Raw genomic sequence first — 18,874 nt, forward strand, 5'->3', positions numbered from 1 at the left:
ATCATCAGTTGTCATAAGATGTTTCATGTACTTTTACGGCTCTTCCGCTTGGGTCGTTCATTTTCTTGAAAGCTTCATCCCATTCCAATGCGATGGGAGTGGAGCAAGCCACAGAAGGAACAGAAGGTACTGTTGCCGCAGCTGTTTCGCTCGGAAAATGTTCTTCGAAAATCGTTCTGTAACGGTACTCCTCTTTATTTTGAGGGGTGTTTAAAGGAAATCTGAATTTTGCATTGATCATCATTTCGTCAGAAACTTCTTTTTCAGCGACTGCTTTTAAAGTGTCGATCCAGGAATAGCCTACTCCGTCAGAAAACTGTTCTTTTTGTCTCCATACAATCGATTCAGGAAGAATGTCTTCAAAAGCCTTTCTTAGAACCCATTTTTCAATTTTGCCTTCGGCAGTATCAATCATCTTATCTTTAGGGTTGATAGTCATGGCAATATCCATAAACTCTTTATCCAGAAAAGGAACACGACCCTCAATTCCCCAGCTCATTAAAGCTTTGTTGGCTCTTAAGCAGTCATAAAGGTGAAGTTTTCCCAATTTTCTTACTGTTTCATCGTGGAATTCTTTTGCATTCGGAGCCTTATGAAAATATAAATATCCGCCAAATAACTCATCAGAGCCTTCTCCTGAAAGAACCATTTTGATTCCCATGGATTTAATAACCCTCGCCAGAAGATACATAGGAGTTGATGCTCTTATCGTGGTAACATCATAAGTTTCCAGGTGATAAATTACATCGCGAACAGCATCCAAACCCTCCTGAATGGTAAAGTTTACCTCGTGATGAACAGAACCAATATATTCAGCTGCTTTTTTTGCGGCTGCAAGATCCGGAGATCCTACTAATCCTACTGCAAAACTGTGTAATCTGGGATACCAAGCTTCCTGCGTATCTCCACTTTCAATTCTTTGTCTTGCAAATTTTGCGGTAATCGCAGAAATTACAGAAGAATCTAATCCGCCGGAAAGTAAAACTCCGTATGGAACATCACTCATCAGTTGTCTGTGGACCGCATCTTCAAGCCCTTTTCTTAATGTTGCAATATCAGTTTCGTTGTCTTTTACAGAATCAAAGCTTTCCCAATCTCTTTGGTACCATTGCTGAAGGTCACTTCCATCTTTGCTGTACACAAAATGTCCGGGAAGGAAAGTTTCGATGGTTTTACAAACTCCTTCCAGGGCTTTTAATTCTGAAGCCGCATAATAATTTCCGTTTTTATCCCAACCGTGATACAACGGACAGATTCCCATATGATCTCTGGCAATAAGATAAATGTCGTTTTCGATATCGTATAAAGAGAAAGCAAAAATCCCGTTGAGTTTTTCAAGAAAATCCTTCCCGTATTTTCTATAAAGAGCCAGTATAACCTCGCAGTCTGACTGGGTTTGAAATTCATAATCAGGAAATTCTTTTTTCAACTCCTGATGATTATAAATTTCTCCGTTTACTGCTAAAACAACTTTTCCGTCTTTAGTAAATAATGGCTGTTTCCCGGAAGTAGGATCTACAATCGCTAATCTTTCGTGAGAGAAAATTATTTTATCATTTTGAAATACACCGCTCCAGTCAGGACCTCTGTGGCGGATTTTTTTAGACATTTCCAGAACCTGAGGCCTTAAAATTTCGGTTTTTTGTTTAGCATCAAACAAGCATACAATTCCACACATTTTTTATTTTTTTTATATGTGACAAATGTAAATGGGTTGTTTAAAAATAACAAATAAAAAAGTTTAATTGATTTATTTTTTATTCAATTTTAAATTAAAAAATTTAAAATTTACTATATAAATAAAATTTTGTTTTATTTTAAAGAAAAATTTTAATTGAAAGCTGTTAATATTTACGAAATAAAAACTAAAAAAAAATTAATCTATGATAATTAATTTAATATTTTTTTGTTGTTTATTTGTTCTTCGAAATAATTTTTTTTCATCATTTGTGTTTTTACCTTCTTGCAGGGACTCCTGCAAGAAGGTTTTTTTTATTCATTCCCTAACAAAACTCCTGAAACATTCCATGAGCTGAAACTTGTTCCTTCTGTGGGGCCCTGTGGAATTTTTACCTGAATGGTATGTTTTCCGGCTTTTAAATCTCCAAGCGGAATAAAGTTGGGATTGGTAACCGTTCCCGGACACCAGTTTGCTCTGCTTAAATCTGAAGAAGAAAGCCCGTCTGCAAAATTTCCTGATGCAGGATTGTAGAGTCGGTAAGAGCCACAATCTGATCTCCACGGTATAAAAAAATAGGTCATTTTACCGTCAAGGAAAATGGAGTTAGTCTTAGGGACAAATTCGTCACCGTTTTCCCAACCGCCATGTCCCGTTGTAATATATCTCAACTGCGCATTTTTCAAATCTTTTTTCAAAGTAAATTCTACAAATAGCCCTTTATCCTGATTAAACATGGTAGAATAATCCTGTCCTGCCATTTCCATAATATTCAAAGTATTAAACAAAGGAATCACCGTATTGTTTTTATAAACCGTCTGATCGCTTTTGTGAATGGTGATTTCCAGACTCACTTTGTGACCTCCTTTGTCATAATTTCCAATAAATGTACCGATCCACAACTCTTTTTCCGATAAAGAAGGTTTCAGATCTGTAATATCCTGGCGATAAGGACTGATAGTCTGCCAGTTTTTATCTTTTAACTGAATATGATTGAATTTGTTGATTCCGAAAGCGGTAAAAAATCTCATCATTTCAACTGCGGGATTATAATTTTCAGTAGCGACGACTCCGAAATATTGTTTCCCATTGCCGTTATCATAAACAGGAAGTGTTTTTGCTCCTTTCTCTAATCCGTCAAAGAAAGATTGAGATTTATCCTGAGGTATAAAAAATACAGTTCCCGTTCTGTCGTAGGCATCGCCGTTTGATTGTTGTTTTAATTCAACGAAAATATTTTCACCTTCAGTAATTTTTGGGAACTTGATCTTTTTAAGAATAATGGTTCCGTTGGCAAATCGTTTTATGCTTTCGTCAGATTTTGAAGCATCAGAAAAATTGATGGTCTCATTATCAAAAACCTTCAATGTTGTAAATCTGCTTTTCCAGAGAAGGTCTTTATATCCTAACTGATCTGTGGAAGTAATAGAACTTTTAATAATATTGTTAATATCAGTTTTCTTTACTTTTTTAATGGAATTTGCTGTGATCAAAGAGTTTTTATTTCTTTCAATTTCTAAAACAAATCCCAGATTTTGTCCTATTGTGGAAGGTCCACCCTGGATTTTTAATTCATTGGTATACCAGACTTCAATGGTATTTGAATTGATTTTAGTAACTGCTTTTTTACAGGTATAACCTAAAATTTTCTTTGTTTCATTGGTGAATTCAAAGGTTTGTTTTCCTACAGATTCTGTATCGGAGGCTGAAATCGTTTCATTAGGTTTTAAAAAAGCATAAGAAACAATTGTATTTGAAGGTTTTTCAATTTTAGTAAGCTCAAATGGATAATCAGCTTTTTGTTCACGGATTTTATTATTTAAAATGAAATTTTCCTTTTCGTTGGCCCAAACCAATGTCGGAGACTGATCAGTTAATGTCTTTCCGTTGTAGGAACTCATATACTGTACTTCATAAGTCTGCGCTAAAGTAAGGCAACATAAAAAGGTGAAAAAACTTAATAAAATTCTTCGATACATAATTAAAAACAGGATTTTTCACAAAGATAATTTTTAATTGATATGAAGATTATTCTTTGTGAATTTTATACTTATAACCTAATTAGTATAAAAAATTTAGATATGTTACGTATTAACAAAAAAAACTACTCTAAAAAATAGAGTAGTTTATATATTGTATTTCGTTTATTTTAAGAAACTCTTTCGATCAAAGCCATATAGAACCCATCGTAACCTTCACTTGGCATTACTTTTTCATCTTTGATCATCTTAAAATTCGGATTATTTTTAATGAATTCGTCAACCTGTAAGTTGTTTTCAGAAGGTAGGATAGAACAGGTTGCATACACCATCTTTCCTCCTTTTTTTAGCATTTTAGAATAATCCTGAAGAATTTGCTGCTGCTCAATTTTAATTCTGTCAATAAAAGCCTGGTCAATTTTCCATTTGCTGTCCGGATTTCTTTTTAAAACGCCAAGTCCTGAACATGGAGCGTCAATTAGCAATCTGTCTGCTTTTTCATGAAGTCTTTTGATCACTTTATTGTCAGAAATCAAACGCGTTTCAATGTTGTGAGCCCCGGCTCTTTTTGCACGGCGTTTCAATTCTGCTAGTTTCCAGTCGAAGATATCCAAAGCAATGATCTGTCCTTTATTCTGCATTAATGCAGCTAAATGAAGGGTTTTTCCACCAGCACCTGCGCATGCATCCACAACTCTTTGTCCTTCTTTTACATCAAGGAAATACCCGATCTTTTGCGAAGAAGCATCCTGAACTTCAAATAATCCTTCTTTGAAAGCTGTAGTAAGAAAAACGTTCTTTTTCTCTTCAAGCTGAACAGCATCAGGATAATTTTTGATAGGATAGGAAACGATATTTTCATCGGAAAGATCCGAAATAAGCTCTTTTGTGGTGGTTCTTAAAGTGTTGGCTCTTAATACAGTCGGAGCCTGCTCATTTAAGGCAAGCATTTCTTTTTCCCATCTTGAGCCTAATTCTTTTTCTAAGGTTTCAGCCAACCAATCCGGAATGGAGTACTCTATTGCTTTTGTAGGAACAGTGTTCTTTTTAAGCTTAGTTAGAATATCAGCAATTTTGATCCCGTCGAATTCTTCAAACTTTTTATAATTGGTTTTGCTCCAAAGAAGATAAGCGATGATAAGCTTGTAGATGTTATTGGGCTTTACCCCTTCACCCATATAGTATTCCAGACGTTTTTTCCAACGGATGATATTATAGAAAATTTCAGAAACAACGGCTCTGTCCTGGCTGCCCCATTTTTTGTTGGCTTTTAAAAGCCTTTCGATTACTTTATCGGCATATTTATTTTTCTCGAAAAATGTTTCCTGTAAAGCATCGTGAATTCCGATTGCTAAGTTTCTGTGAATAAGTTCCATAAAATTGGGTTCTGCTATTTTGAATCTGCAAAAATACGAATTTAAGTTGAGATACGGGTTTTGTGTTTTTGGTTTCGGGATTCTCATTAAGAACAGTGTTTAAACTCGTATCGCGAAACTCACAACTCGTTTTAAAATCCTACCTTTGCAAAAAATTAAAAATATGAGTGATACTGTACTTTGTCCGAAATGCAGCTCAGAATTTACCTATGAGCAGGATGGTTTGATGGTTTGCAGCCAGTGTTTCCACGAATGGGATCCTGCAGAAGCCGGAAATGATGATAAAATTTTGGATATTAATGGTAATGAACTGCAAAACGGAGATTCCGTGATCGTAATGAAAGATCTTCCGGTAAAAGGAGCACCGAAACCGGTAAAAGCAGGAACTAAAGTGAAAAACATCCGTCTAAGACCAGACAGCGATCATAATATTGACTGTAAAATTGATGGCTTCGGAGCTATGGCTTTGAAATCAGAATTTGTGAAGAAAGCATAAAAAAAAGGAAAGAATTGGACAGTGTAATCTTTCAAAGACTCATTGCAGGATTGCTAATTTTGTCTTTAGGGCAGAAAGAGAATTAACCAAAAATTTCCTTATGCTGTGGAACTACAAATGTAAGAAAAGTTTACATCCGATTCTTATATTTGTAGTTTTTTTATTAAAATTTTAACAGTATAAGTAGAAGGAAATGTGAGGGTTGCAATGTTTAAATAAATGAAATGTTGACAGAAGTGTTCAGCTTTTCATCTGTATATAAAATGATTTCTTTATTCCACGCTTTTACTTTATTCCAATAGTAATTTCCGGCAAATCTGCTTTCTAAAACTTCTGCCTCAATACCATTTTCGGAAATACTGATTTCTTTCGGATAATAAGAGAATTTTTTTAGACTGAAATCGGAAATTTCTTTTTCATTAAATATATTCACTTCCCCAAAAAGTTTGGCAACATAGGCGTTGTAAGGACTTCTAAAAGTTTCTTCAGGGCTATCATTTTGGATCAACCGTCCGTTTTGAAGCACAATAATCTGATCCAGCCAGGGAATAATATCCTGAAGTTCATGCGTAGAAATAATTAAAGAAATATTATTCTGTTTCACATAAGAAAATAGCTTTTCACGAAGCTCAATCTTTCTGGGGAAATCCAGATTGCTGAAAGGTTCATCTAAGATCAATAATTTTGGTAAAACAGAAAGCGCTCTTGCGATGGCAACTCTTTGCTGCTGTCCTCCACTTAAGTATTTGGGTAAAACATCGGCGTATTCAGAAAGTCCGACTACTTCGAGAAGTTCTGCAACCGTTTCTTTCTTTTGTGCTAGATTAATATTGGAAATAAATTTTCCTACATTCTCGGCAACGGTCGCGTAAGGCATCAGGTCGAAGTTCTGAGCAACAAATTTCATATCAGCTTCTCCGGGAACCAGGTTTCCTTTAGGGCCAAATAGTTTTTTGCCATCAAAAATAATCTCTCCGCTTTCCCAATCCAAAAGACCATACATCAAACTTAACAATGTTGATTTTCCGCATCCGCTTTCCCCGGCCAGAGCAATTATTCTGCCGGCTTCAAATCTCAGATTAAGGTTCTGGAACAGAGGCTTTTCTTTTGTATGGGAGAAGTATAAATTGTTTATTTCTAATAGCATCATACTACAAATGTAATGAAATGATACGTTTTAGGGAACAAAGATTTTTTATTATATTAGCTGTAGTAAAGAAAATTTATGAAAATGAAGAAAAAGCTGTTTTTATTGGCAATTCCCACCTTTTTGATCACCGCTGTTACTGTATCCTGTAACAAAGAAAAACCATTGACAAGTGAAAGCAATGAAATTACTACCACAAAAGATGGTCATCAGTTTATTCTGGATACCCTGAACAGTAGAGTAGAATGGAAAGGATATAAAATTTTAAAATCTGAAAATACAAGCCATTTCGGAACGATAAAATTTGAAAGCGGAGATGTTACGATAAAAGATGAAAAGCTTGAAAGTGGGAAATTTGTAGCAGATATGAGTTCCTTAACATCTGTTGATTTAAAAGATGATGCCGATCAACTGGATAAGCTGAATGGTCATCTTAAAAGCGGCGATTTTTTTGAAGTTGAAAAATTCCCTACCGCTTCTTATGAAATCACAAAGATTACTCCTTTAGCAGAAGGGGATTATAATACGCTTTTGGATGGTAACTTAACCATTAAAGGAATTACCAAACCTATTGCTTTTAAAGCGAACGTATCCGTAAAAGACGGAATAGTGAGTATAGCAACCGAACCTAAGGATATACAGCGGGAAGAATTTGGAATAAAATTTCAGGCACCTGCTGAAAACGGGGTAATTAAAGATGAGGTAACACTACAGATTAATGTAAAAGCTTTAGAAAAAAAATAATTTTTTTATTTAAGAGAAATTAAGATTATAGTCTGCCTCCGAAAAGAGGCAGATTTTTTTTAACAGTTTAAGGAAAATTATTCCGTTGAAAAATCGTATTTTTGCAAAACATTTTGAAAGGGTAAAACAATGATAGAAAAGATAGAAGAATTACTAGTTGAAGTAAACAGCTTCAGTACCACATCAAAAGAAGAAATTGAAAACTTCCGAATCAAGTTTAACGGTAAAAAAGGAATTCTGAACGATTTTTTTGAAAAATTCAAAGAAGTTCCGAACGATCAGAAAAAAGAATTCGGACAGAAGATCAATACTTTAAAACAGGCTGTGAATGTAAAGTTGGAGGATTTAAAAAATGCTTCAGCATCCTCTATTATTGTTGAGAAAGAAGATTTAACAAGACCTTCTTTCCCATTGGATCTGGGTTCGAGACATCCGATCAATTTGGTGAAAAACAGAATTATTGAAATCTTTAAATCTATCGGTTTTGCTGTGGCAGACGGACCGGAAATTGAAGATGACTGGCATAACTTTACGGCGCTAAACCTTCCGGAATATCATCCGGCAAGAGATATGCAGGACACTTTCTTCATCGAACAGAATCCGGATATTTTATTAAGAACGCATACTTCTTCGGTACAGATCCGTTACATGGAAGAAAATCAGCCACCAATCAGGATTTTATCTCCTGGAAGAGTATTTCGTAATGAAGCGGTATCTTCTCGTTCACACTGTATTTTCCATCAGATCGAAGGGTTGTATATTGATGAGAATGTAAGTTTTGCAGATTTAAAACAAACCATTCAGTTCTTTACAACCGAACTTTTCGGCAAATCTAAGATCAGACTGAGACCATCTTATTTCCCTTTTACAGAACCAAGTGCTGAAATTGATGTGTATTGGGGACTGAATTCGGAAACGGATTACAGAATTACCAAAGGAACAGGCTGGCTGGAAATTATGGGTTGCGGAATGGTAGACCCTGCCGTTTTGAAAAACGTAAACATTGATGCCGATAAATATTCAGGGTATGCTTTCGGAATGGGTATTGAAAGAATTGTAATGCTTCTTTACCAAATGAGCGACATCAGAATGTTCTTTGAGAATGATATCAGAACTTTGGAGCAGTTTAAAACATTATAAAAAAATTAAACTTAAATAAATCAAATCCTGTAAAAATTTAATTTACAGGATTTTTTATTAATTTTATTTTTACAAAAAAACAGTGGGAAAAAATGCTTGTAGAATCGTTAAACGTTAAGTCAAGGAAAACAATTCATTATGCGCTTATTATATGTATTTTGTTGATACAGCTCCTGATAGCAGGATATTTTTATAATGAGTTTATTCATAAGAAAAATCTGGCTTTTATTGAAAACCAGTTAAAGGATGTTCGGGTATTAGAAGGATTAACGGATAATTCCAGAAAAGAACTTCTGAATGCGCAGGATTATCTTCAAAAATATGTAACGAGTAATGACAGTACTTTTTTAAATTCTTACCTTACATCATTAAGTAAGCTGGGGAAAAATCTGGATAGCATTGGCTATTATGAAAATAAGTATGTAAAGTTAAAAAATACGTTAGCATTACAGAAAAAAGATTCATTACAGATCAAAAAATTAAAAGAGATGATTGATTCCACATATCAATTTTCTACAGAATCTAATCTTAAACCGAATAATAATTCATTTAAAATACAGAAGTATACGCCGGAATATCATTTTGATAAGTTTGATTTAGAAACCAAAACATATACCGACACTGTAAAAAAGAAAGGATTGTTTGGAAGGTTGGGAGATGCGATATCCGGCAAGGAAACGGTTCGTAAAGACAGTACTGTGGTTACCCTGAAGCAAAGAAAGGTTCCAGTTTCTTCATTAATGAAATCGGATTTTGACAGTATCATGAATGTAGTAAACAATCATTATTCCAGAGAAGTGAAGAAAATTCAGGTGAATGTTACTAACAGGAAGACTGATAGGGATAAAATTTATACAATGTTCAGCAACCTTTTGGTATATAGCAATGGCTTGATGAATATTTATGAATCTGCTATTAAAGAATCTAAATCGAGTCTTGAAAAGGAATATGAAAAACAGAATTCAAAAAATAATCAGGTTAGAAAATATCTGATATTCGGGGCGATGATTCTGATGTTTATTGTTTCAATTTTAATAATGTTGTTGACAAGAATCGCATTTATTTATGAACGGAAACTGAATGAAGCTAATCAACAGATAAAGGAAAACCTGAATTTTAAAAACAGAATTTTAGGAATGCTGAGCCATGAGCTGCGATCCCCATTAAAAATAATCGACCTTTTTATTAACAGAATTAATAAGAGAACGGATGATAAGAACATAAAGGAATACCTTAAATCTATAAGTTTCACCAACAATGCATTGCTTATTCAGGCTAACCAGATTTTAGAATATACTAAAAATCAGGCGGTGGAAAGTAAGCTGAATCCGGTAGTTTTTAATCTTAAAAACGAAATCACATCCATTTTAAATGCCATTGAACCTTATATCGAAACGAGAAATAATAAATTAATTATTGAAGAGAATATCAATCCGGATCTTGTTGTTTTTTCTGATCACCGAAAGATCAATCAGGTTTTTATGAATATTCTGGGGAATGCGAATAAATTTACGGAGAATGGAGAGATTAAAGTTACAGTAGGGGTAGAACAACCAATCAATAAAAATATAGTTTCTTTAACTGCTGCAATAAAAGATTCCGGAAGTGGAATTTCCCCTTCTGACATAGAGAAAATTTTTGAACCTTATTATCAGGGAGTTTTATCCGAAGATGTTGAAAATTTGGGTGCAGGTCTTGGATTGAGTTTGTGTAAAGAAATTGTTGAATTGTACAACGGAAACATATCAGTATCCAGCGAACTGGGGAAAGGCACAACAGTTGTTTTTACAGTTAATCTAAATCTTACTGCATGAATTCACCAGATATTACAACCACCCGTTTTCTATTGGCAGACGATCACAGTCTGATAAGGCAGGGTATTATTTTTTTGTTGGAAGATTTTGAACTGGAGCATGAAATTTTTCAGGCATCCAATCTGCAACAACTCTTGGAATCTGTTAAAATGAATCCCATAGATATTGCTATCATTGATGCTCATTTTCCCGATGGCAATAGTCTTTCGGTTTTGGGAGAACTCAAAAAAATAAGACCGGAAATGAAGATCCTGATTTTTACAGGGATTGATGAAAGTACCTATTCGCTTAGATATTTAAATGCGGGAGCAGATGGTTTTCTAAGTAAAATGAATGAGGAAGAAGAAATAGAACAGGCCATCCGGAAAATGCTTGACTTTGGAGAATATATTTCTCCGCTTACTCAGGCATTATTAAAGAGTTCAATAAAAAATCCTCAGCTGATCAACCCTTTGTCGGCTTTAACAGAAAGAGAGCTGCAGATTGCCGAAATGTATGCTGAAGGCTTGGGAAATCTGGAAATAGCAGGGAAACTGGACGTTAAGCAAAATACGGTAAGTACGGTTAAGAAAAGGATATTTGATAAACTTGAAATTGAAAATCTGGTGGAGCTTATAGAACTGATAAAAAACAATCAGTAATAGTTTTGTAGATAAATATCTACGAGCCATACGAAATATATCTACATTGTTTGTGAGGTTTTTCTTTTTTACTGTTGTTATCTTTGTATCAACATAAAGAAAGAAAATTATATTGTAAGAATGTATTTGATATTGTTTTTGATTCTATAAACACAAATGATGAGAAAAAATCAAGATCGAATACACAAATGAAGAAAAAAAATGAGCCTCCGAAATTTTCGGAGGCTTTGTTTTTAATTACTGACCTAAGAAACAAAACGTAATTAAAAACTATATCATAAAAAATTACTTCGGTTATTAGCTTTTTATATTCTTTCTCTTCGACCAGCTTTTCACGCGATTATAATCTAAAAAGTAGGTAAGCTTTAATGAAAAGTTATTTACAGTTGGCTCACTGAAAAGCACGTCATAATTTTTTGTCATATTCAATCTTGACGTTTCAAGATAATTTGAAGTGGCATTTCTATAGAGTAATGTCAGCTGACTTCCCGGAGCAAACCACCATGAAAATCTTAGGTCGACGTTCCAGGCGTTATAAGTTCCGTTTAAATTTCTATTGAAAAGATCGGTTTCGGCCAAACTTCCATCCTGATTTAAAGTATAAAACTGTTTGTAGGTAACATCAGAAAAATAATGTCTGAATGTTAAAGTAAGCGCTGTTTTTTCATTAAAAGTATATTTAGAAGTCAATGCATTTTCGTAGGTGTTTCTTTGTCTTCTTCCGATGAAAATATCGGTGTCATTTTTCCCAGCAAAGCCGGTTTCATTATTACTGAAACTAGGATTAAAACTCCAGTTTACATTGAATCTATCAGAAAATCGGTAACGAAGTCCGAAGTTGGTAAATACCTGATTTCTTCCCTTTTCGTCAAACGCGTAATAATCTATCGTGAAATTATACTGCAGTTTTTTTCGGCTGTCACTTTCAAACCAAACCCAGGAATCAAAATATCCGGGAACTTTAAGATGTCTACCAAAAGTACGGGGTTCGTAAATATCATTCTGACCGAAAGGTGTAAATTCAATTCCGCCACCGAAATTTCTAAAGTTCTTGTCCGTAAAGCTATTATTATGATTGAAAATAAAATTCTGGAAGATAAAAGGTTCTAATCTATGATAATAATTCAGGTTAAAATTTAAATAAATATTATTGAAGGTTTTGGTAGGCTGTAGAATTCTGTAACCATACCAGGCATTATAATTGGCGAAATTGGTTTTTGTTGAAAATCCAACATCATTGATGTCCCAATCTTTTGTCGTTAAATTGCCATTAAGGCTGAAACGGTGCTTTCCTGCAATTTTTTCCAGTCCGATTTCTGCTTTTGTTCCGAATTTTGTTCCTTCATCCATTACCCAGCTTCCTTTAAGGCTTCCGAAAGTTTTATACGTATTCTTCTTATTGTTGAGATCCCAGAGAAGTCCTGTTGCATTCGCATCCCTGAAATTTCCGTCTCTCGTAACATTTGTATTAATTAATGATACGGAAGAATTTCCGTTAAACCTTTGGTCAAAAACCAATACATTATAATTCGTCCATGGTTCTACCACTTCTTTTCTTGTTTCTCCGGTTTCATGATTAAAAATAGAAGCTTCCATTTTCTGAGTGACTCCATTGAAAAAGCCGATTCCCAGTCCTTTTTTCGTTCTTCCCGAAATTTTGAAAGCATTAAATAATTTTACTTTTGCAGGATATTCCGTGACTTCTTCATTGTCACTGGTTATGGGATAACGTGACGGTTCTCCTCCAACTCTTCTCGAATAAAACATTCCTCCTTTGCTGAATAATTCTGTTCCTTCCGTAAAGAAAGTTCTCTGCTCGGAAAACTGCTGTTCGAAAGGGGTTAGATTTAAAATGGAATTATCAAAGTTGGCCTGTCCGAAATCGGGAATCAGGGTCATATCGAAAGTAAAAGCATCATTGATTCCGTATTTTACATCCATTCCACCGTTAAAGCTTGATGTGGTTTTACCGTCAAAACTATTGACATAGGTGGAAAAGTAAGGAGTGAAAGACAATCGGGTAGGAGGATTGATGTTTTCAATTCCCTGTAAAACGCCATCAAAAAGAGTATAAGAGTTTTTGGCATTGTCTACGAAATTCCAGTCATAAGATGCTTTAATTCTCTGTATTCTTCTGAATATATTCATTCCCCATTCCTGAACATTGCTTTTAGGAAATCTGAGTTCTGAATACGGAATCTTCATTTCTACAGCCCAGCCTTTTTCATTGATTTTTGCACCGCTATACCAAATGGAATTCCAGGTGTCATCTTCACCGTCTGTGGTGAGTTTGGCATCAAACTGAACGCCTGCTGCAGTAACTACAAATTCTAAGCTCTGCTGTTTGTCATTATATCCGTTAAGTGCCACACCAAAAAAATCATCGTTGTTGATTCCGTCTCTTTCCGTCAGTTCTTTAGCAATTTTATTGGGAGTGGGATCATACATTTGTGCTCCGAAATAAATACCGGTATCATCATATAAAATTCTGACTTCTGTTTTTATGGAATCAGCCTGTGGTTTTCCGTTATTAGGATTTCTCTCGATGAAATTGGTTGCAATGGGAGCATTCTGCCATACTGCATCATCCAAAATTCCATCAATTTTTGGTGAAGATGAGGTTTTTGTAATGAGTATTTTTTTTCTTACAATATGGTCGTCTTCCTTTTTCTGCGAATACATGAAGCAGGAAAATAATAATAAGGTGAAAAGCAATTTGGTTTTCATGATGTTCTTAGGCTTATATACTCATGACAACCGATGTTTAAAATGTATTACATTCGTAATCAGAAATAATGAAAAGCTTCCACTTTATTCGATCATTAATGAGGCTTGGAAACGGTTTCGGCTGCCCAAAGGGCAGCCGAAACCGTTTATATCAAAATTCATGATGTTATTTTGCGAACTTTAAAGGGTATTTTACATTTTTAAAATCATCGAGACTTGCCTTTAAAGAACCTACAGCCAATTCAGCTTTCAGCAACATTGGAATATGGTTGTAATCATTAGAGACCCACATTGTAACACCTTCTTTCTCTTTAAAAACTCTACCACTTTTTACGGACGGGATGATTTTCAAACAATTAATGGTTCCGAATTTTGTCTTTAAATTTTCCGTACCAACTACTTTCAGCTGGAAAGGAAACATTTCATCATCAATCCATACGTTCATATTGATGATGGTGCCTGTTTTTAGCTCGGCAGGAGTTTTACTTCTTAAATAATAAAAACAGGAAAGCATATCCTGAACTCCTTTTACTGATTTTAGGACTTTAGAACCGTTTGCGGGCGTTTTTTTATCTGTTAAGATTAAAGTATTATTATCATGATTGAAAGTGGTTTCAAAATGCTGGCGATAGCTTCCTTCTTTTACATTTCTTACATAAAAGCTGGGCAATCCCGTGTTGATATTGATATAACTTTCGTATAAATCATCTACTTTGAAGAAAGCTCTTACAGCTCCGGTTGTTTGTCCTGTGCCTTTTACATACAAATGAGGGGCTCCTTTATAGTTTACTTTTTGAGTAGTAAGAGTTGCATTTCCTGCATTCAGAAACCCGTAATGTATTCTAAGTGTGATGGATTCACCGTTTGCAATATTGTCTATCTGAGCAAAACTCAGACAGAATATACATACTGCAATAAGGTTTAAAATTTTCTTCATGGTTAGACATTTACAAAAAGGTTGCCAAATTTTTAGTCTTTTTTTCTTTGTATTTGACAAATCTCAGTTTTTTATTTAGAATGAATTAAATATGCTTCGCATTAAAATTAGTAAATTTGCAGCTACAAGTATAATTAAATTATCTTATAATTATGATAACTACCGATATATTGATCATAGGAGCAGGACCAACGGGGCTTTTTGCTGTATTTGAAGCAGGATTATTAAAAATGAAGTGTCACATCATTGATGCACTTCCTCAACCAGGAGGACAATTGGCAGAGCTTTATCCTAAAAAACCTATTTTCGATATTCCGGGATATCCTTCTGTAAACGCAGGAGAATTAGTAGATAATCTGATGGAGCAGATTAAGCAGTTTCAGCCAGGCTTTACATTAGGGGAAACAGCAGTTTCTTATACTAAAGTAGATGATGAGTGGTTTGAGGTGGTTACCAACAAAGGAACTGTTCACAGAGCTAAAGCTATTGCTATTGCGGGAGGTTTAGGAACTTTTGAGCCTAGAAAACCAACGATTGAAAATGTGGCTGATTACGAAGAAAAAGGTCTTGAGTATTTTGTAAAAGAACCTGAACATTTCAGAGATAAAAAAGTAGTCATTGCTGGTGGAGGAGATTCTGCACTTGACTGGAGTATTTTCTTATCTAATGTTGCGAGTGAAGTAACATTGATACACAGAAGAAATGAGTTCCGTGGAGCTTTGGATTCTGTAGAAAAAGTTCAGGATTTAAAAAATCAGGGAAAAATTAAACTGATCACTCCGGCTGAAGTTACAGCGATCAAAGGAGATGGAAAAGTTGAAGCCATTACGGTTGCTGTAGACGGTCAGGATCCTTATGATATTGAAACAGATTACTTTATCCCGTTATTCGGTTTAACTCCAAAATTAGGCGAAATTGGAAACTGGGGATTGAATATCGAGAAAAATGCTATTGTTGTAAATAATGCTTTAGATTATCAAACGAACATCGATGGGATCTACGCAATCGGTGATATTAATACCTATCCTGGAAAGCTAAAGTTGATTCTTTGCGGTTTCCATGAAGCAACTTTGATGTGTCAAAGTGTTTATAACAGACTAAATCCGGGTAAAAAATTCGTATTGAAATATACGACAGTGAGTGGAGTAGACGGTTTCGACGGAAGTAGAAAAGAAGCTGAGAAGGCAGTTGTGAAAAAAATTGACTAATTTTGCAAAATTATGTCAGATATTAATATAAAAATCACCGACAGAGAAGGTGTAACTCACGATGTTGTAGCGCCTACGGATATGTCCATGAATTTAATGGAAATTATCCGTTCTTATGAATTGGCAGAAGAAGGAACGATCGGAGTTTGTGGAGGGATGGCAATGTGCGCTTCTTGTCAGGTTTACGTGATCAATGATCCAGGCCTAAATGAGATGGAAGCAGAAGAAGATGCAATGTTAGCAGAAGCGTTCCATGTAAAAGACAACAGCAGATTAGGTTGCCAATTGCATATCGTTTCTGAAATGGAAGGGCTGGAAGTGGAAATTGCTCCTTATCCTTAGAAAATTAATTTTAAATGATACAAAAAACTCCTGAAGATTTTCTTTAGGAGTTTTTTGTATATAGCAATTTAAATCACAATAATTTAAAGATCGGCTCATATAGCGATTAAAATGATATGATATCTCTTCCGAAAGTTTAATAAGAAAAGTGTTGTCTTCAAAATGCTGTCTCACTTCTTCATTGGTTAATTTTATAAGCATTGATGCTTGAAAAAAGCTGATAGGTGAATATGGAATTTCAATATAAAGCTCTCTGTCAATAGATTCAAATAAAATATATTTCCAATTTTCCTTATGAATTTCTTTTAATTCAATTTTTTGATTTCCCACTCGAATTTTTTTATTTTTAAGCTTAATTAATGAAATAAAAACCTTCCTAAGCTATCAGGAAGGTTTTTATTGATTCTTAATTCTTCGAAGGCTGAAAATTAGGATGTCCAACCTGCCATAATGCAAAGGCAAAAATATCTGCATATTCTTTAAAGATCACATCATAATCACTGGTGAAATGGCCGTTATCATAATTTGCATACAATAATACAGGTTTACCGGAAGCAGAACTGTTTTGTAGAGCCGCAGCAAATTTACCAGGCATCCAAGGAGCAACTCTGGAATCATTCATTCCGACGCGTATAATTACAGCGGGATATTTTACTCCTTTTTTTACTTTGCTTTGTGCGTCCATTTCAATCAGATGCTTTGTATCTTCTTCATTTTTTAATGTTCCGATTTCAGGGATTTGGTTAGGTCCGTTCGCTGTTATTTCTGTTCTTAAAGCATTGGTTAACCCAACTTCTGGGATAGCTACAGCATAAAGGTCCGGTCTTTCCGTAATCGCTCTTCCGATAAGAATTCCGCCTGCGCTTACTCCGTTTCCGATTAATTTTGAAGGAGAAGTGTATTTTTGATTCACCAGATATTCTGAACAAGCAATGAAATCTTTCCAGGTATTGGGTTTTGTTGCTTTCATTCCCGCCTGATGCCATTTTTCACCTTTTTCTCCACCTCCTCTTACGTGAGCAACGGCAAGGATAACGCCCTGTTCCAATAATACAGAAAGCCTGGCTGAAAAGCGGGGTTCATAAGAAAAACCATAACCTCCGTATCCTGTAATATAAGCCGGGTTATTACCATCCATTTTCATGTTTTTAGGATAAATGATAGAAAGGGGAACCATTACACCGTCATGGCTTTTCACTTCAACTTCTTTTACCGTGTAAAGTGCATTGTAATCAGGATAATTTGTTTCGGAATTAAGGTATTTGCTTTTTATGACATCCCCTTTTTCCGGATTGTATTCATAAGTGGTTAATGGAGTCAGCCAGTTCACATTATTACAATAGATATTATCATTTTCTCTTTGGTTAAGGGATAATGAGCTGTTGACTCCGGTTGGAAAATCAACTTTTTTTCCTTCCAATGTATTGATATTTACCTGATATTTGTCTCTCACGATACCATCTCCTAAAGAATAGTAAAGGTAATTTTTAGAATTATGGATACTGATAATTACTTTATCTTTGCTCTCAGGAACAACGACTTTAGCATTCTTAAAATCAGGTTTTGAAAGGTTGGTAAGGGTGATTTTGTAATTCGGAGTATCCTTATGAGTAAGCAGGAAAAGCTTGTCTCCGGAAATAAATACATCCGTAATATCATCCGAAGGTTTTACGATCTGTCGCCATTTTACCTTTTTATTTTTTAATTCTGAATAGGGGGCAACAAAAATCGGACTTTCTGATTTTACAGAGCTTAACCTCAGAACAATATATTTATAGTCATCAGTGAAATAAACACTTGTGAATTGTTCAGTCAAGGCATTCAGCTCCGGATATTCTTCTCTTGAAGCTAATATTTTGTCCGTTTTTGTATCTGTCCCGATGATGTGAAGCATGGCTTTCATATCTTTTAAAAGCATATTGCTGTTGGGATCGGAAGTACTCATTTTGGTGTAAAGTATTCCCTTATCATCCTGCGTGAATTCAAAACCAAATTCACTCCAGATAGGCCCAATTTCATCCTTTAACAGTTGGTGAGTCGTAGGGTCTAAAATTCTCAAATGACAAATTTCACCACCAGATTTTGAAAATAAAATAGCAATTTTTTTTGCTTTAGAATCAACTGCGAAATTGGTAATCTGGGTATCTTTTCCAAGGGTTTCAGGATCGAAAATCAATGTTTCTTTTCCGGAAGAAAGATCTCTTGAATATAGCTTGGAAAGATTTTCGTTTTTCTTGGTTTTTGTATAGAAATAGGTGTTTTGCCTTTGAAATATCGCATCGAAAGAATCACCGTTCATTTCCTGTACTTCCTTCATACGTTTATACAGGTCTTCACGATGAGGAATTTTATTAATAAGACTATGACTAAAATCTGACTGGGATTTAAACCACTTTTCTACTTCAGGGTTTTTAAGATCTTCCAGCCATCTGTAATTATCGGTTATTTTAGTGCCAAAATAATCATCTACAACTGCTTTTTCGGGGGTTACAAGATAATTATACTGTGCAGAAATTATTTGACTTAAAAATAGTCCTGCAGTAAGAAAAATAGTTTTCATTTTTATATTTCTTTTGTGTGTGAAAAAATTACTGATACAAATATATTAAACTTCATCTTTGAAATCCATTTTTCAACGGTTGGAA

General features: G+C 34.7%; 14 protein-coding genes. 7 read left to right on the forward strand and 7 right to left on the reverse strand.

Features of this window, described 5'->3' with window-relative positions:
• Positions 1-4: 4 nt before the first annotated feature.
• The 3 genes from asnB to MKS83_RS18260 form a co-directional block, all read right to left on the reverse strand.
• A complete protein-coding gene (gene asnB, locus MKS83_RS18250) occupies positions 5-1,678 on the reverse strand; it encodes an asparagine synthase B (RefSeq protein WP_240580793.1) in 1,674 nt (557 codons plus the stop codon).
• Positions 1,679-1,992: 314 nt separating this feature from the next.
• Complete coding sequence (locus tag MKS83_RS18255; protein ID WP_240580794.1) at positions 1,993-3,657, reverse strand: GLPGLI family protein; 1,665 nt, start codon at positions 3,655-3,657, stop codon at positions 1,993-1,995.
• Positions 3,658-3,827: 170 nt separating this feature from the next.
• On the reverse strand, positions 3,828-5,033 hold the full coding sequence (locus MKS83_RS18260; RefSeq protein WP_240580795.1) for an RsmB/NOP family class I SAM-dependent RNA methyltransferase: 1,206 nt from the start codon (positions 5,031-5,033) through the stop codon (positions 3,828-3,830).
• A 163-nt stretch (positions 5,034-5,196) separates the two neighbouring features.
• Between MKS83_RS18260 and MKS83_RS18265 the strand changes: the two genes are divergently transcribed.
• Positions 5,197-5,529 (forward strand): zinc ribbon domain-containing protein YjdM, encoded by a 333-nt coding sequence (locus tag MKS83_RS18265; protein ID WP_039364616.1) that lies wholly within the window; start codon positions 5,197-5,199, stop codon positions 5,527-5,529.
• Between the two features lie 211 nt (positions 5,530-5,740).
• Here MKS83_RS18265 and MKS83_RS18270 read toward each other — a convergent pair whose 3' ends face one another.
• The gene (locus MKS83_RS18270; RefSeq protein WP_240583203.1) at positions 5,741-6,676 is read right to left on the reverse strand and encodes a sulfate/molybdate ABC transporter ATP-binding protein; all 936 of its coding nucleotides are present in this window, start codon (positions 6,674-6,676) and stop codon (positions 5,741-5,743) included.
• Positions 6,677-6,760: 84 nt separating this feature from the next.
• Between MKS83_RS18270 and MKS83_RS18275 the strand changes: the two genes are divergently transcribed.
• The 4 genes from MKS83_RS18275 to MKS83_RS18290 all read left to right on the forward strand — a co-directional run bounded on the left by MKS83_RS18275 (position 6,761) and on the right by MKS83_RS18290 (position 11,015).
• The gene (locus MKS83_RS18275) at positions 6,761-7,420 is read left to right on the forward strand and encodes a YceI family protein (protein ID WP_240580796.1); all 660 of its coding nucleotides are present in this window, start codon (positions 6,761-6,763) and stop codon (positions 7,418-7,420) included.
• A 129-nt stretch (positions 7,421-7,549) separates the two neighbouring features.
• Entirely contained in the window at positions 7,550-8,560 is a 1,011-nt protein-coding gene (pheS, locus tag MKS83_RS18280; RefSeq protein ID WP_240580797.1) for a phenylalanine--tRNA ligase subunit alpha, read from the forward strand.
• Positions 8,561-8,652: 92 nt separating this feature from the next.
• Positions 8,653-10,374, forward strand: coding sequence for a sensor histidine kinase (locus tag MKS83_RS18285; protein ID WP_240580798.1), 1,722 nt, complete (start codon positions 8,653-8,655; stop codon positions 10,372-10,374).
• On the forward strand, positions 10,371-11,015 hold the full coding sequence (locus MKS83_RS18290) for a response regulator transcription factor (protein ID WP_240580799.1): 645 nt from the start codon (positions 10,371-10,373) through the stop codon (positions 11,013-11,015). The genes MKS83_RS18285 and MKS83_RS18290 overlap by 4 nt, the downstream gene beginning before the upstream one ends.
• A 297-nt stretch (positions 11,016-11,312) precedes the next feature.
• Here the strand turns inward: MKS83_RS18290 and MKS83_RS18295 are convergent, their stop codons facing one another.
• Entirely contained in the window at positions 11,313-13,742 is a 2,430-nt protein-coding gene (locus MKS83_RS18295) for a DUF5916 domain-containing protein (RefSeq protein ID WP_240580800.1), read from the reverse strand.
• Between the two features lie 166 nt (positions 13,743-13,908).
• Positions 13,909-14,679 carry a DUF3108 domain-containing protein gene (locus MKS83_RS18300; RefSeq protein ID WP_100378140.1) on the reverse strand — a complete coding sequence of 257 codons (771 nt, stop codon included), beginning with the start codon at positions 14,677-14,679 and terminating at the stop codon, positions 13,909-13,911.
• Positions 14,680-14,831: 152 nt separating this feature from the next.
• Between MKS83_RS18300 and MKS83_RS18305 the strand changes: the two genes are divergently transcribed.
• Positions 14,832-15,887 (forward strand): NAD(P)/FAD-dependent oxidoreductase, encoded by a 1,056-nt coding sequence (locus MKS83_RS18305; protein WP_240580801.1) that lies wholly within the window; start codon positions 14,832-14,834, stop codon positions 15,885-15,887.
• Between the two features lie 12 nt (positions 15,888-15,899).
• Complete coding sequence (locus MKS83_RS18310; RefSeq protein WP_240580802.1) at positions 15,900-16,229, forward strand: 2Fe-2S iron-sulfur cluster-binding protein; 330 nt, start codon at positions 15,900-15,902, stop codon at positions 16,227-16,229.
• 406 nt (positions 16,230-16,635) lie between these two features.
• On the opposite strand, the gene MKS83_RS18315 is transcribed toward MKS83_RS18310, so the two are convergent.
• Positions 16,636-18,789, reverse strand: coding sequence for a prolyl oligopeptidase family serine peptidase (locus MKS83_RS18315; protein ID WP_240580803.1), 2,154 nt, complete (start codon positions 18,787-18,789; stop codon positions 16,636-16,638).
• Between the last annotated feature and the right edge of the window lie 85 nt (positions 18,790-18,874).

The organism is Chryseobacterium sp. Y16C (genome assembly GCF_022488405.1).
In the GTDB taxonomy this organism is placed as follows: domain Bacteria; phylum Bacteroidota; class Bacteroidia; order Flavobacteriales; family Weeksellaceae; genus Chryseobacterium; species Chryseobacterium geocarposphaerae.

Coding starts and splice junctions, on each gene's coding strand:
- asnB (WP_240580793.1), bottom strand. CDS start 1,678: ATGTGTGGAATTGTATGCTTGTTTGATGCTAAACAAAAAACCGAAATT.
- MKS83_RS18255 (WP_240580794.1), bottom strand. CDS start 3,657: ATGTATCGAAGAATTTTATTAAGTTTTTTCACCTTTTTATGTTGCCTT.
- MKS83_RS18260 (WP_240580795.1), bottom strand. CDS start 5,033: ATGGAACTTATTCACAGAAACTTAGCAATCGGAATTCACGATGCTTTA.
- MKS83_RS18265 (WP_039364616.1), top strand. CDS start 5,197: ATGAGTGATACTGTACTTTGTCCGAAATGCAGCTCAGAATTTACCTAT.
- MKS83_RS18270 (WP_240583203.1), bottom strand. CDS start 6,676: ATGCTATTAGAAATAAACAATTTATACTTCTCCCATACAAAAGAAAAG.
- MKS83_RS18275 (WP_240580796.1), top strand. CDS start 6,761: ATGAAGAAAAAGCTGTTTTTATTGGCAATTCCCACCTTTTTGATCACC.
- pheS (WP_240580797.1), top strand. CDS start 7,550: ATGATAGAAAAGATAGAAGAATTACTAGTTGAAGTAAACAGCTTCAGT.
- MKS83_RS18285 (WP_240580798.1), top strand. CDS start 8,653: ATGCTTGTAGAATCGTTAAACGTTAAGTCAAGGAAAACAATTCATTAT.
- MKS83_RS18290 (WP_240580799.1), top strand. CDS start 10,371: ATGAATTCACCAGATATTACAACCACCCGTTTTCTATTGGCAGACGAT.
- MKS83_RS18295 (WP_240580800.1), bottom strand. CDS start 13,742: ATGAAAACCAAATTGCTTTTCACCTTATTATTATTTTCCTGCTTCATG.
- MKS83_RS18300 (WP_100378140.1), bottom strand. CDS start 14,679: ATGAAGAAAATTTTAAACCTTATTGCAGTATGTATATTCTGTCTGAGT.
- MKS83_RS18305 (WP_240580801.1), top strand. CDS start 14,832: ATGATAACTACCGATATATTGATCATAGGAGCAGGACCAACGGGGCTT.
- MKS83_RS18310 (WP_240580802.1), top strand. CDS start 15,900: ATGTCAGATATTAATATAAAAATCACCGACAGAGAAGGTGTAACTCAC.
- MKS83_RS18315 (WP_240580803.1), bottom strand. CDS start 18,789: ATGAAAACTATTTTTCTTACTGCAGGACTATTTTTAAGTCAAATAATT.